Source organism: Streptomyces sp. YIM S03343, assembly GCF_054729195.1.
Genome location: NZ_JBPUKX010000001.1, coordinates 5,396,706 through 5,410,897, shown reverse-complemented (window position 1 = coordinate 5,410,897; position 14,192 = coordinate 5,396,706). Strand labels below are relative to the sequence as shown.

Sequence of the window (14,192 nt, the reverse complement as noted above, 5' to 3'; positions counted from 1 at the left end):
GAGGGGCCGGCCTTCAGGGGGCCACCGGCTGCCCGGCGAGATAGGTGCGGCGCAGAAATCTGAGCAGCGCCTTGGACTCGAACTGCACCACGGACACGCCGCCCTGCTCGGAATGCAGCTCGACCACGGCCTGCACCCGCCCGCAAGGCCACACCCGTACGTCGCCCTGCTCGGTGGGGGCCCGCAGGCCCTGTTCGAGGAGTGCCCGGGAGAAGGTCCACTCGTGCGTCCCGGGCAGCCCGACCTGCACGGAGCGGGGGTCGGCGTCGGGGTCGTAGCGCAGGACGACCGGGACGGCCGCCTGTCCGTCGCGGAGCCCCTCGTCCGCGTCGGTGGTGATGTGGGCTCGCGCGTACTGTTCGACAACGGACATCGGACGGCCCCTAACGCTGCATGACCTGAGCGAAAGCTCTGCCTCCGCTTCTCATCCAACTCATCCAATGTCCCATATTCCGCGGATTACGCTTCCGGGGCACGGATCGGGCGTTTGACATGAGCGATCTCACATCGGACACGGTCTTCGGTGGCTTTCGTTGGCCTTCGGCGGTCGTCGGGGATCTTCGGGGGATCTTCCGCGTCTCCCGCATGACCGGCAAATAAACAATCGACTCGCTCTTGCAAGTAGTTCGCAACAAGCCCCTATCATCGGACCGTGCACGTACCCGACGGATTCATCGACGCCCCCACCTCCGCCGTGACCGGCGTGATAGCTGCCGGCGCCATCGCTGTCAGCCTGCGTGGCGCACGCCGCGAACTCGACGAACGCACCGCACCGTTGGCCGGTCTGGTGGCCGCGTTCATCTTCGCGGTGCAGATGCTCAACTTCCCGGTGGCCGCGGGCACCAGCGGCCATCTGCTCGGCGGCGCGCTCGCCGCGATCCTGGTCGGCCCCTACACAGGCGTGCTGTGCGTGTCCGTGGTGCTGCTGATGCAGGGCATCCTCTTCGCGGACGGCGGGCTGACCGCGCTCGGCGTGAACATCACCGACATGGCGATCGTGACGACGGTGGCGGCCTACGCCGTCTTCCGGCTGCTGGTGAGGGCGCTGCCGCGCAGCCGCCGTACGGTCACGGTCGCCGCCTTCCTCGCGGCGCTGGTCTCGGTCCCGGCGGCGGCGCTCGTCTTCACGCTGATCTATTCGGTCGGCGGCACCACGAACGTGCCGATCGGCAAGGTCGCCACCGCGATGATCGGCGTCCACGTCCTCATCGGCCTCGGCGAGGCCGTGATCACCTCGCTGACGGTCGGCGCGGTCATCGCCGTACGGCCGGACCTCGTGCACGGTGCGCGGGGGCTCGGGCGGACGCTGAAGCTGCGGGTGAACGGCGAGCTGGTCGACGCGCCCGCCGCCCACCCGGTGCCCGTCGCGCGTGCCTCCCGCCGCACGGTGTGGATCACCGGCGCGGTCGTCTCGCTGCTACTCGCCGGGTTCGTCAGCTTCTACGCCTCCGCCAGCCCCGACGGTCTGATGAAGGTCGCCCACGACCAGGGCATCGACAAGGGGGCGCAACGGCACGCGAGTGACGGCTCGCCGCTCGCCGGGTACGGCGTCAAGGACATCGCGGACGCCCGGCTGTCCGGCGGCCTCGCGGGCGTGATCGGGGTCGGCTCGACCGTCGTCGCGGGCAGCACCGTCTTCTGGGTGGTGCGCAGGCGCCGTACGGGCGAGGCGCCGTCGCAGGTGACCCGCACCGCCGAGCCCTCGCGAGCGGCCTGACATGGGAGCGGGACACGCACACCGGCTCTACCGGCAGGGGCACTCCCCCGTGCACGCCCTGCCGCCGCACACCAAGATCGCCGCCGTGTTCGCGTTCGTCGTGGTGGTCGTGTCGACGCCGCGCACGGCCGTGTGGGCTTTCGCGCTGTACGCCGTCCTGCTGGGCGGCGTCGCGTACGCCGCGCGGGTGCCGGCGGGCTTCCTGCTGGGGCGGCTGCTGATCGAGGTGCCGTTCGTGGCGTTCGCGGTGCTGATGCCGTTCGTGGCCGAGGGCCCGCGCACCGATGTCCTCGGGCTCTCGCTGAGCGTCGAGGGCTTGTGGGGCGCCTGGAACGTGCTCGCCAAGGGCACCCTGGGCGTCGCCGCCTCCGTACTGCTGGCGTCGACCACCGAACTGCGCGAACTGCTGCTCGGGCTCCAGCGGTTGCGGCTCCCGTCGCTGCTGGTGCAGATCGCGTCCTTCATGATCCGCTACGGCGATGTCATCACCGACGAGATGCGCCGGATGCGGATCGCCCGGGAGTCCCGTGGCTTCGAGGCGCGCGGGATCCGGCACTGGGGTGTGCTCGCCAAGTCGGCGGGCGCTCTGTTCATCCGGTCCTACGAGCGCGGCGAGCGGGTGCATCTCGCCATGGTCAGCCGGGGTTACGCCGGTTCGATGCCGGTCATCGACGAGGTGACCGCGTCCCGGGCGCAGTGGTCGTACGCCCTCGCCCTGCCCTCCACCGCCCTTGTCGTCTGTCTTCTGGGATGGTTCCTGTGACTGCCGTGCCCGATGTGACCGACGCGTCCGCCGTGACCGACGCGTCCGCCGTGGCTGACGCTTCTTCCGATGGTGTGCCCGCGTCCCTGGAAGTGTCCGGGCTCGCCTTCGCCTACCCCGACGGTCATCAGGCGCTGTTCGGGGTGGACTTCCGTATCGGGCGCGGTGAGCGGGTCGCCCTGCTCGGGCCGAACGGCGCGGGCAAGACGACGCTTGTGCTGCATCTCAACGGCATCCTCACCGCGGGCGCCGGGACGGTGACCGTCGCGGGGCTGCCGGTCGGGCGTCGGCACATGGCGGAGATCAGGCAGAAGGTCGGCATCGTCTTCCAGGACCCCGACGACCAGTTGTTCATGCCGACGGTCCGGGAGGACGTGGCGTTCGGGCCCGCGGCGGCCGGGCTGAGGGGCGCCGAGCTCGACGCCCGGGTGCGGACGGCGCTGGAGCGGGTGGGCATGGCGGACTTCGCGGACCGCCCGCCGCACCATCTCTCCTTCGGGCAGCGGCGCCGGGTGGCCGTGGCGACGGTGCTGGCCATGGAGCCGGAGATCCTCGTCCTCGACGAACCGTCCTCCAACCTCGACCCCGCCTCCCGACGCGAACTCGCCGACATCCTGCGGTCCCTGGATGTCACGGTCCTGATGGTCACGCACGATCTGCCGTACGCGCTGGAGCTGTGCCCGCGCTCACTGATCCTCAGCGACGGCGTGATCGCCGCCGACGGCACCACCGGCGAGCTGCTGTCCGACGACGCCCTGATGCGCGCCCACCGTCTGGAACTGCCCTTCGGCTTCGACCCGCGCTCCGTGACCCCGCCCTCGGTGACCCCGCGCTCGGTGACCCCGCGCTCGGTGACCCCGCGCTCGGTGACCCCGCGCTCGGCGGCTCCGCGTACGTGACGACGCCCACGTGCCCGGACGGGCGCGCGGCGGAATCCGGAACCCCGGGGAGATGTTGCACCGTCCGTCAAAGGCGGGCGGAAGCAACGGCGGGGACGGGAACGTGGACGTGGACCGGGACGTGGACGTGGATGTGCACGGCACCGTGGCCGAGGGCTTCGAGCCGGTCAGGGAGGCGTTCGCCCGTAACTTCACGGCGTTCGGCGAGCGGGGCGCGGCGGTCGCCGTCTACCGGCACGGCCACAGGGTCGCCGACCTGTGGGGCGGCGCCAAGAACGCCGACGAACCGGCCGACGGGACCGCCGAGGGGTCACCGTGGGAGCGGGACACCGCCCAGATCGTGCGCTCGGCGACGAAGGGCGTCGCCGCGGCCGTCGTCCTGCTGCTGCACCAGCGCGGCGAGCTGGACCTGGACGCGCCGGTCGGCCACTACTGGCCGGAGTTCAAGGCGGCGGGCAAGGAACGGACGCTGGTACGGCACCTGCTGGCGCACCGGGCCGGGGTACCGGCGCTGGACCGCCCGCTGACCCCGGCGGAGGCCGCCGACCCGGACCTCGGCGCGCAGGCGGTGGCCGCCCAGACACCGGCCTGGGAGCCGGGCACGGACCACGGCTATCACGCGCAGACGTACAGCTGGCTGACCGGCGAACTGGTGCGCCGGGTGATGGGCCGCTCGATGGGCGAGTGGATCGCCGCGGAGATCGCGGCCCCGCTGGCCGCCGACCTGTGGCTGGGCCTGCCGCCGCCCCAGGCATCGCGGGTGGGCAGGGTGGCCAAGCTCCCGGCCGCGGCGACGGCCGGTCCGACCGGCCTGAGGACGCGCCCCAAGCGGGCGGTGGCCGAGGCGTACGCAGACCCTGACTCCCTCACCCGCCGGGCGTTCGCCGCGATCACCCCACTCCCCGACGAGAACGACCCCGTCTACCGGGCCGCCGTCCTGCCCGCCTCCAACGGCATCGCCACCGCCGACGGCCTCGCCCGTGTCCACGCCGCGCTGATCGGCCCGGTCGACGGCGGACGGCGCCTGTTCACCCCGGGCACGATGGAGCTGGCGCGCGCCGAGCAGTCGGCGGGCCCGGATCGCGTGCTCGTGCTGAACACACGGTTCGGCCTCGGCTACATGCTGCACAGCGGCGCGTCCCCGCTGCTGTCCCCGGGCTCCTTCGGCCACCCCGGCAGAGGCGGCGCCCTGGCCTTCGCCGACCCGGAGCAGGGCATCGCCTTCGCCTATGTCACCAACGGCTTCCTGACCGGCGTGACCGCGGACCCGAGGGCCCAGTCCCTGGTGAGAGCCGTACGCACGTCCCTGGAACACCTGGGAACACCCGTACGACGGGACTGACCGCGCAAGCGGCTCGTACGACCGATACGACTCACGCGACTCACGCGACTCTTACGACTCTTTCGACTCTTGCGACTCTTGCGACTCCTACGACTCACACGTGGATCGGGTGGGACGTACGTCCCGAGGCCTGGTCTATTTCGACGTGGGCCTTGGTCAGCAGTTCCATCGCCAGTTCGTTGAGGGCGCGGGCTCCGGCTATCTCCTCGCCCACCCGGGGCTGGTTGGAGTCGGAGTGGTGCCGGGCGGCGTGCCCGTGCGCCCGTACTTCCGAGCCGTCGGGCAGACGTAGCAGGGCGACGGCTTTCGTGTGTTCCTCGTCCTCCATGAACTCCAGCTCGACGTGCCATCCCACAGTGCTGTGCATCATCACGACCACCTCCGGAATCCGTGCTTCCAGGGTGCGCCGCGACGGCCCGCCGGGCCACCGAAGTCACGAGAGGTCATACGGCGGCCGGTGGCTCACCCTCGTCGAAGCTGGCGTAGTAGGCGGCGGCCATGTCCTCGTCGCCGTGCCCCTGCGCCGTGGCCCGAGCGAACCGCTCGGCACTTGCGGCGGCCACGTCCAGCCGCACCCCGTGGGCCTCCCCCGCGGCGACGATGAGCCGGGCGTCCTTCTCCGCGGTGGCCACGGCGAAACTCGCCGGGGTCAGCCCGCCCTCCAGGATCAGCTTGCCCTTGGCCCGCAGATACCCCATGTCGAGCGGACCGCCGGCGATCAGGTCGAAGAAGTCCGCCGGGTCCACGTCGAGCCCCTGGGCCAGGGCCAGCGTCTCACCGGCCGCCGCGGTGACCGCGACGACCCAGCTGTTGGCGACCAGCTTGAGCCTGGTCGCGGCGGCCGTCGTACCGTCGTCGCCGGTCCACACGGTGCGCGCCCCGACCGCCTCGAACACCGGCGTCACGCTTCCGCGCCCCTCGGCGGGCCCGGCCGCCAGCACCGTGAGCTGCCCGGCCTCGGCGGGCTGGCGGGTGCCGAGCACGGGGGCGTCGTAGAAGACCAGCCCGTGCGCGGCGGCGAAGGACGCGAGGACGGGCACGGCGTCGATGCCGACGGTCGTGGACTGCACCCACACCGTGCCGGGCCGCAGTGCGGGGGCCGCCTCGCGCATGACCTCCAGGGCGGCGCCGCCGTCGTAGAGCATGGTCAGGACGACGTCGGCGCCCCGGACCGCCTCCTCGGGGCTGTCGGCGATGTGCGCGCCGTCGGCGGTGAGCGGTTCGGCCTTGGCGCGGGTGCGGTTCCAGGCACGGACGGTGTGCCCGGCGCGGGCGATGTTGCGGGCCATCGCCGCACCCATGATGCCGGTGCCGAGAACGGCCACGGTGAGCTTGCCGGTGTCGGTCATGTCGTGGGTTCCCTCATCGTCGGTCACGTTGTGCGCCGGAGACGTCGGGCTGGTGCTCCTCGACGGGTCGGCCTTCCCGGGACATGAACCCCCAGGCCAGGCCGTGCCCCAGGACGACGAGCAAGATCAGCAGGATCGCTGCGGCCTGGATCGGCTTCAGGTCCACCCGGTCCACGAGCTCGGGTCTGGCGCCCACCACCGCGATCAATGCATAGCACACAGCCGCCACCGCCTGTACCAGCCTCGGGAACCGTGAGGAGCCGTCCGGGCGAGTGCGCCGGGTCAGACGCAGTATCGACACACAGCCGATCACGGCGAGCGCAACGAAGCTGGCCCGCCAGATCTCCGGGTTCTCCGTTCCACCGACCTGCGCGAACAGGCCCATCAGTCCGGGAAGCAGGAACGAGATGTAGATGCCGCCGACCATGCGGCGCAACTGCGGATCGCGCATCCACTCCTCATGCCCCTGGCCCACTTCCCACCAGAGGCCGACCAGCGTGAAGCAGGTGGCCGAGAAGAGTGCGTAGAACGTGCTGACATCCACTGGGCCTCCACGTCAGGATTCGCACGGCCGTCGCCGGGATCCCCTCGAACGGTCATGGTTCTGGCGACACGGCCTCCTGATGGGGCGCGCGCGGAGTGCAGTGAGCGTCTCATGACCACGCCGCCGCCTTGGCGAACCAACACTCGGCTCGCACCCCATTGGGCGGTGGGCTGGACGGCATGTGCTCCCCCGCCGTCGCCACGGACGCCGGCGCCGTCCCCCACCATGGAGAAGGACCGGCCGGTGAGGGCCGCCCCGTCCCCACGGAGCCCTCACCGGCCGGTCCTTCGCTGTCCCCCGCACCCGGAGGCGTTACGGCGTCACACGCGCGCCGCCTCCAGGTCCGCGTCGGACCCGGGGTGCCCGCCGTCGGCGTCCCCGGCACCGGCACCGCCGTCGGCCAGGGCGCGCAGCCCCTCGCCCTCGACGTCCACGTCGGGCAGCGCCCGGTCCAGCCACTTCGGCAGCCACCAGGCGCGCCGCCCGAGCAGGGCCAGCACCGCCGGCACGATCGCCATGCGCACGATGAACGCGTCGAAGAACACGGCGATCGCGAGACCGAAGCCGATCATCTTGATCATCGACTCGCTGGAGCCCATGAAGCCGGAGAAGACGGCGATCATGATGATCGCGGCGGCGGTCACGACCCGCGCCCCGTGCCGGAAGCCGGTCACGATCGCCTGGCCGGGGTTCTCCCCGTGGACGTGCGCCTCGCGCATCCGGGTCACGAGGAACACCTCGTAGTCCATCGCCAGGCCGAACACCACGCCGACCATGAAGATCGGCATCATCGACATGACCGGCCCGGTCTGCTCGACGTTCATCAGGCCGGACAGCCAGCCCCACTGGAAGACGGCGACGACCGCGCCGAGGGCCGCCATGACGCTCAGCAGGAAGCCGAGGGCGGCCTTGAGCGGGACGAGCACCGAGCGGAACACCACGATCAGCAGCAGGAACGCCAGTCCGACCACCAGGACGAGATACGGCACCAGTGCGTCGTTGAGCTTCTGCGAGACGTCGATGTTCATCGCCGTCGAGCCGGTGACCAGGACCTTCGCGTCCGTGTCGGCCTTGATGTCCGCGCCCTTGCCACGGATGGCCTGCACCAGGTCCTCGGTGGAGGAGGAGGACGGCTTGGACGCGGGGATCACCGTGATGGTGGCCGTGTCACCGGCCTTGTTGTACGTCGCCGGGGTGACCGTGACGACGTCCTTGAGGCCCTTGACCGCACCGGCGACGGTGTCGACGGCCGCCTTCGGGTGATCGCTCGCACCGGCGTCGACGACGACCATGAGGGGGCCGTTGAAGCCCGGTCCGAAGCCCTCGGACAGCAGGTCGTAGGCCCGGCGCTGGGTGGTGGAGGCCGGCTGCGAGCCGTCGTCGGGCAGGCCGAGTTCGAGGGAGGCGGCGGGTATCGCGGCGGCGCCCAGGCCCACCACGCCGAGCAGCAGGACGGCGACGGGGCGGCGTACGACGAAGCTGGCCCAGCGGGTGCCCATGTTCGGCCGGGCGGGCTTCTTCGCCGTCCGCCCACCGCCCAGGAACCTGCTCTTCTCACCGGCCGGACGCACCCGGCCGCCCACATAACCGAGCAGCGCCGGTATCAGGGTCAGCGCGATCAGCACCGCGATGGCGACCGTGCCCGCGGCGGCGATGCCCATCTTCGTCAGCATCGGGATGTTGACGACGGACAGGCCGACCAGAGCGATGATCACCGTCAGACCGGCGAACACCACGGCGGAGCCCGCCGTGCCCACGGCCCGGCCCGCCGCTTCCTCGCGCTCCCGGCCCTCGGCCAGCTCGGAGCGGTAGCGGGAGACGATGAACAGCGCGTAGTCGATGCCGACGGCGAGGCCGATCATGGTGGCCAGGATGGAGGTCGTGGAGCCCAGGTCGAGGGTGTTCGCGAGGGCGGTGATCGTCGAGACGCCGATGCCGACGCCGATGAGCGCCGTCACCAGCGGCAGCCCGGCCGCGAGCAGCGAGCCGAAGGTGACGATCAGGACGACGGCCGCGATCACGACGCCGACGACCTCACCGGCGCCTGTCTCGGGGATCGTCTTCAGCGCGTCGCCGCCGAGTTCGACGGTCAGCCCGGTGTCACGGGCGTTCTGCGCGGCCTTCTTGAGGGCGTTGCGGGTGGCGTCGGTGAGTTCCAGGCCGGTGACCTTGTACTTCACGGAGGCGTAGGCGACCGTGCCGTCACGGCTGATCGCCATGGCCTGGTAGGGGTCGGCGACCGAGGCGACCTCGGAGCCGTGCTCCAGCGTGCGCACCAGCGTCTCGACGGCCGCCTTGTTGTCGGCGTCCGTCATCTTCGCGCCCTCGGGCGCCTTGAAGACGACGCGTGCGGTCGCCCCGTCGGCGCTCATCCCGGGGAAGCGCTGTTCCAGCAGATCGAAAGCTTTCTGCGCCTCGGTGCCGGGGATGGAGAAGGAGGTGGAGCCGGCGGTCGGCGCGGAGGCGGAGCCCACCCCGGCGAGAGTGAGCAGCGCCACCCAGAACAGGGCGACGAAGTGCCGTCGCCGGTGGGCCAGGCGGCCCAGCCGGTAGAGGAAGGTGGCCACGAGGACGTACTCCCGGTCAGTCGTTGACGGTTCAAGGGCAGGGTGGTCCCCCGGCAGGACGCAGGGGGGATCAGCCCGACGACGTGAGCGGTGACGTCAGGTGGTGCCGGTGCCGCTGGGAAGGGGCTGGGGTGTCAGGGGACGCGGATGCCGAGGGCGGGGAGGACCACGGCGTCCATGTACGAGGTGAGGAAGGCCCGGGTCGGCGGCTGGTCGTCGAGCAGCGCACGGGTGGCGAAACCGCCGACCAGCATGTGCACGAGGAAGTCGAGCGCCGGGCAGTCGGCCCGGATCTCGCCCCGGTCGACGGCTCGCTGGAGCATCCGCCGGAATTCCTTGATCTCGGGTTCGACCAACTGGTCGCGGAACGCCTGCCGCAGATCCGGGTTGTGATGGATCGCCATGGCCACACCGCGCATCAGCGCGGTGTTCTGTTCCATGGTGCAGTCGTCCTCCTGCGCCACCATGGCGTGCAGATCGCCCCGCAGAGACCCCGTGTCGATCTCGCCGAGCTTGCCCGGCTTGCCGTGCCGGATGGCTCTGACGACCAGTTCGGCCTTGCCGCCCCACTGGCGGTAGAGCGTCGCCTTGCTGGACCGGGTGCGCGCGGCGACGGCGTCCATGGTGAGGGCGTCGTAGCCGACCTCCCGGAGCAGATCGAGCACGGCCCCGTACAGCTCGGCCTCGCGCTCGGGCGTGATGCGACTGCGACGCGGTGCTGCGACCTCAGCCATGACCCTCACCCCTTTCCGCTCCGGTCCCGCCCGGGCCCGGGCTCTCCGGGACTCCGAACGACACGGTTTCGTACATGACGAAGGTAGCGCAACTCCCGAAGGAAACGAAACCGTTTCGTACGTGTCTTGGGTCACGCCGGTCACGCCGGGGCGGGACAACCGTCCGGTGCGGTGCGGGACACCGTCCGGGGCGGGGCGGGGCGCAACGACGTGGGGGGCGGGCGCGGGACGTGGGGGGCGGGCAGGGAGCCGGACGCAAGGGTGGGCAGCGGGCCGGGCCCTGCGGCAGAAGTTGCTCCAGCCCCCTGAGGGGAAAAGCATGGGGAGGTGACCTATCTGCGCCTGCCGCACATCAGCGGCGACCGGCTGTGCTTCGTTGCCGAGGACGACCTCTGGCTGACCGAGCTCGACGGCTCCGGCCGGGCCTGGCGGATCACCGCCGACCGCACCAAACTCGGCCACCCCCGCTTCTCCCCCGACGGCGGCACCATCGCGTACACGAGCTGGCGGAGCCTCGACCCGGAGCTGTATCTGGTCCCGGTAGAGGGCGGCGAGAGCCGTGAGCTGACCTACTGGGGCAGCCCGGACACCCGGGTCTGCGGCTGGACCCCGGACGGCGCCATCCTCGCCGTCGGCTCCCAGGGTGAGCCGTTCTCCTACTTCACCTGGGCCTACAAGGTCACCCCCGACGGCGACCCCGGCCGCAAGCTGCCCTGGGGCCCGGTCTCCGACATCCAGGTCGCCGACTTCGACGGCGAACGCAGGACCCTGCTCCTCACCGGCACCCCGCCGCACGAGCCGGCCGCCTGGAAGCGCTACAGGGGCGGCGCCACCGGCCGGCTGTGGCTGCACGGCGAACGGCTGCTCCCGGACATCGGGGGCCATCTGCACTCCCCGATGTTCGTCGGCGACCGCATCGCCTTCCTCTCAGACCACGAGGGCGTCGGCAACCTCTACTCCTGCGCCCACGACGGCTCCGACCTGCGCCGCCACACCGACCACGACGACTTCTACGCCCGGCACGCCTCCTCCGACGGCACCCGCGTCGTCTACCAGTGCGCGGGCGACCTGTGGATCGTCGACGACCTGTCCGCGGACTCCGAGCCGCGCCGTCTCGACGTACGGCTCGCCGGACCGCGCTCGGGACGCCGTCCGTACCAGATCCCTGTGTCGCAGCATGTGAACGGCATCGCCGTCGACGAGACCGGCCGGGCGAGCGCAGTCGTCGTGCGCGGCAGCCTGCACTGGCTCACCCACCGCGACGGCCCGTCCCGCACCATCGCCGACACCCCGGGCGTACGCGTGCGGCTGCCGGCGATGCTCGGCTCCAGCGGGCAGGTCGCCCATGTCACGGACGCGGAGGGCGAGGACGCCGTCGAGATCACCTGGCTGCCCCGGGCGAGCGGCGACCGTCCGCCGCGCCGACTGGCCGGCGGCGAGCTGGGCCGGGTCATGGAGCTGGTGTCCGACCCGGACGGGGAGCGTCTCGCCGTCGCCTCGCACGACGGTCGGCTGCTGCTCGTGGACCTCGCGGACCTCGCGGACCTCGCGGACTCGGCCGCCGACTCCGCGGAACCCGCGGAACCCGCGGAGTCGGTGAGCGCGGCGATTGCGGCGCAGGAGGCCGGCCCCGGCGAGGCGGAGAGCGCGACGGAGCGGGACCGGGTCACGGAGCTGATCCGGTCGATCAACGGCCCGGTCCGGGACCTGGCGTTCTCCCCCGACGGGGCATGGCTGACCTGGTCGCACCCGGGCATCGGCCGCTCGCTGCGGCAGATCAAGATGGCGCGCATCAAGGACCGTACGATCGTCGACGTCACCAACGGCCGCTTCGAGGACGAGAATCCGGTGTTCACCCGGGACGGCCGGTATCTCGCCTTCCTGTCCTGGCGCGGCTTCGACCCGGTGTACGACGTCCACACCGGGGACCTGTCCTTCCCGCTGGGCTGCCGCCCCTATCTGGTCCCGCTGTCGTCGGCGACCCCCTCGCCCTTCGCCCTCAGCCCGGACGGGCGCCCCGCCGCCGGTGGCCTGGATCCCGTGGCGGACGAGGAGGGCGTCGCACTGGGCGCGGGCGACGGCAGCACGGTGACCGTGGAGGCCGAGGGGCTGGCGAGCCGGGTGACACCGTTCCCGGTGTCCGCCTCCAAGTACTCGGCGCTGCGGCCGGTCGCGGGCGGCGGGCTGGTCTGGCTGCGCTGGCCGATCTCGGGCGCGCTGGGCGAGACCTTCGTCAACCCGGTCGACACCAGCGGCCGTCCGACCCTGGAGCACTTCTCCATCACCAAGGCGAAGAAGTCCGAACTCGTCGACCATCTCGACTGGTTCGCGGTGAGCGGCGACGGCAGCCGACTGGTCGTGGTCGACGAGGGCGAACTGCGCGCGGTGCCCGCGACCGAGCCAGGCGACAGCGACTCGACGACCTGGATCGACGTACGCCGCATCCTGCACGAGGTGGACCCGGGTGCGGAGTGGCGCCAGTCGTACGAGGAGGCGGGGCGGCTGACCCGCGCCTACTTCTGGGACCCGGGGATGTGCGGCGTCGACTGGGACGCGGTGCTGGCGCAGTACCGTCCGCTGGTCGAACGGGTCGCCTCCCCCGACGAGTTCGCCGACCTGCTGCGCGAGGTCCTGGGCGAACTGGGCACCTCCCACGCCTACGTCACCGCCGCCCGCCGCAACGAGGGCCCGCCGCACTACCGGCGCGCACAGGGTCTGCTGGGCGCCAACCTGGTGCGCAGGGAGGCCGGTTGGACGGTGCGGCGGATCCTCGCAGGCGACTCCTCGGACTCCAGGGCCCGTTCACCGCTCGCCGGTACGGGCATCCGTGAGGGCGCGGTCCTCACCCATGTCGACGGCCGCCCGGTGGACCCGGTCGCGGGCCCGTATCCGCTGCTGGCGGGGGCGGGCGGTACGACGGTGGAGCTGACCTTCACCCCGGCCGAGGGCAAGGGCCGGGCACGCCGGGTGGCGGTGCTCCCGCTGGTCGACGAACGTCCGCTGCGCTACCAGGACTGGGTGGCCAAACGCCGTGCGGTGGTACGGGAGCTGAGCGGCGGAAGGTGCGGCTATCTGCACATCCCGGACATGGGCGGCTCGGGCTGGGCCCAGTTCAACCGCGACCTGCGGATGGAGGTGTCCCGGCCCGCGCTCATCGTCGACGTGCGCGGCAACGCGGGCGGCAACATCAGCGAACTGGTCATCGAGAAGCTCACGCGCACGATCCTCGGCTGGGACCTGACGAGAAACGCCCAGCCCGTGTCGTACGCCTCCAACGCCCCGCGCGGTCCCGTGGTCGCCCTGGCCGACGAGGCGACCTCGTCCGACGGCGACATGATCACGGCGGCCTTCAAGCTGCTCAAGCTGGGCCCGGTGGTCGGTCAGCGGACCTGGGGCGGAGTCGTCGGCATGACCGGACGGCACCGGCTGGGCGACGGGACGGTGATCACGGTGCCGATGAACGCGGCGTGGTTCGAGGACTACGGCTGGTCGGTCGAGAACCACGGCGTCCTGCCCGACCTGGAGATCCAGCGCACCCCCCTGGACTGGGCAGAAGGCCGCCACGCCCAGCTCGACGACGCGGTGACCCTGGCCCTGAACCTCCTCACCACCACCCCACCCGCCACACCCCCCGACCCCCACAACCCCCCCAACCACACCCGCCCCAAACTCCCCCCAAGGCCCTGACCCGAGCGCCGCGGAGCGGCTTCGCCCACAGCGGGGGCGAAGCCGCCAGCCCACCCACCCCGCCACCGCCCCGCTGCCGTACCGCAGCCACCCCGCGGACCCCCGCCGCCGCCCTGCGGCCACGCCCACAGCCACCCCCGCTGCCGCCCCGCTGCGCCGCGGCCGCTGCCGCTGTGGGCAACCGCCCGCCGCCGCGAGCGCTGTGGGCAATCGTTCCGCAGGGGCGGAACGGGTGGGCACAGCCCACAACACCGGGTCCCCCGGCAACCCCGGCCCACTGCACCCACGGCAGCACAACAAGCACACCCAGGCAACGGCACACCCAGGCAACGGCTTGCACAGCCAGCAGCACGCGCAGCAAACCGCACGGACACCAAACGGGGCGCCCAGAAACCCCGGACGCCCCGAACAGCCAGCCGCAAAAGCTACAGCTCGTAATCCTGATCCATCCGATCCCGCATCGACTCCTCCGTGTCCTCCATATCCCGAATGTCCTCAGGCAGCGAGGAACTCGAAGAGGACCGATCCGGCGTCTTGGACGACCCACCCGGCTCCCGCCCCGACCCGCCGGAGGTCCGCTCGCCGTGCCC

The 14,192-nt window shown here is 71.8% G+C and carries 11 protein-coding genes; 5 read left to right on the top strand and 6 right to left on the bottom strand.

The genetic code is table 11. The features are described from left to right. Positions 1–13 precede the first annotated feature (13 nt). Positions 14–373, bottom strand: a complete 360-nt coding sequence (locus ACSYGN_RS23700; protein WP_460398797.1) for an SsgA family sporulation/cell division regulator — start codon at positions 371–373, stop codon at positions 14–16. 279 nt (positions 374–652) lie between these two features. Here ACSYGN_RS23700 and ACSYGN_RS23695 point away from each other — a divergent pair, with 279 nt between their 5' ends. The 4 genes from ACSYGN_RS23695 (at position 653) to ACSYGN_RS23680 (ending at position 4,721) form a co-directional block, all read left to right on the top strand. Continuing rightward, positions 653–1,717: an energy-coupling factor ABC transporter permease gene (locus ACSYGN_RS23695; protein ID WP_460398795.1), complete on the top strand. Its 1,065-nt coding sequence runs from the start codon at positions 653–655 to the stop codon at positions 1,715–1,717. Between the two features lies 1 nt (position 1,718). Next, positions 1,719–2,480 (top strand): cobalt ECF transporter T component CbiQ, encoded by a 762-nt coding sequence (cbiQ, locus tag ACSYGN_RS23690; RefSeq protein WP_460398793.1) that lies wholly within the window; start codon positions 1,719–1,721, stop codon positions 2,478–2,480. 74 nt (positions 2,481–2,554) lie between these two features. Beyond that, complete coding sequence (locus ACSYGN_RS23685) at positions 2,555–3,379, top strand: energy-coupling factor ABC transporter ATP-binding protein (protein ID WP_460403679.1); 825 nt, start codon at positions 2,555–2,557, stop codon at positions 3,377–3,379. Between the two features lie 127 nt (positions 3,380–3,506). After that, a complete protein-coding gene (locus ACSYGN_RS23680; RefSeq protein ID WP_460403677.1) occupies positions 3,507–4,721 on the top strand; it encodes a serine hydrolase domain-containing protein in 1,215 nt (404 codons plus the stop codon). A gap of 94 nt (positions 4,722–4,815) precedes the next feature. Here the strand turns inward: ACSYGN_RS23680 and ACSYGN_RS23675 are convergent, their stop codons facing one another. From ACSYGN_RS23675 to ACSYGN_RS23655, 5 genes are all read right to left on the bottom strand, one after another. Beyond that, positions 4,816–5,091: a DUF1876 domain-containing protein gene (locus tag ACSYGN_RS23675; protein ID WP_460398791.1), complete on the bottom strand. Its 276-nt coding sequence runs from the start codon at positions 5,089–5,091 to the stop codon at positions 4,816–4,818. 73 nt (positions 5,092–5,164) lie between these two features. Then, entirely contained in the window at positions 5,165–6,070 is a 906-nt protein-coding gene (locus tag ACSYGN_RS23670; protein ID WP_460398789.1) for an NAD(P)-dependent oxidoreductase, read from the bottom strand. Between the two features lie 13 nt (positions 6,071–6,083). Beyond that, the gene (locus ACSYGN_RS23665; protein ID WP_460398787.1) at positions 6,084–6,614 is read right to left on the bottom strand and encodes a hypothetical protein; all 531 of its coding nucleotides are present in this window, start codon (positions 6,612–6,614) and stop codon (positions 6,084–6,086) included. Positions 6,615–6,934: 320 nt separating this feature from the next. Then, entirely contained in the window at positions 6,935–9,181 is a 2,247-nt protein-coding gene (locus ACSYGN_RS23660; protein ID WP_460398785.1) for an MMPL family transporter, read from the bottom strand. A gap of 134 nt (positions 9,182–9,315) precedes the next feature. Next, the gene (locus tag ACSYGN_RS23655) at positions 9,316–9,915 is read right to left on the bottom strand and encodes a TetR/AcrR family transcriptional regulator (RefSeq protein ID WP_460398783.1); all 600 of its coding nucleotides are present in this window, start codon (positions 9,913–9,915) and stop codon (positions 9,316–9,318) included. A 327-nt stretch (positions 9,916–10,242) separates the two neighbouring features. Between ACSYGN_RS23655 and ACSYGN_RS23650 the strand changes: the two genes are divergently transcribed. Then, a complete protein-coding gene (locus ACSYGN_RS23650; RefSeq protein ID WP_460398781.1) occupies positions 10,243–13,602 on the top strand; it encodes a S41 family peptidase in 3,360 nt (1,119 codons plus the stop codon). Positions 13,603–14,192: the final 590 nt, after the last annotated feature.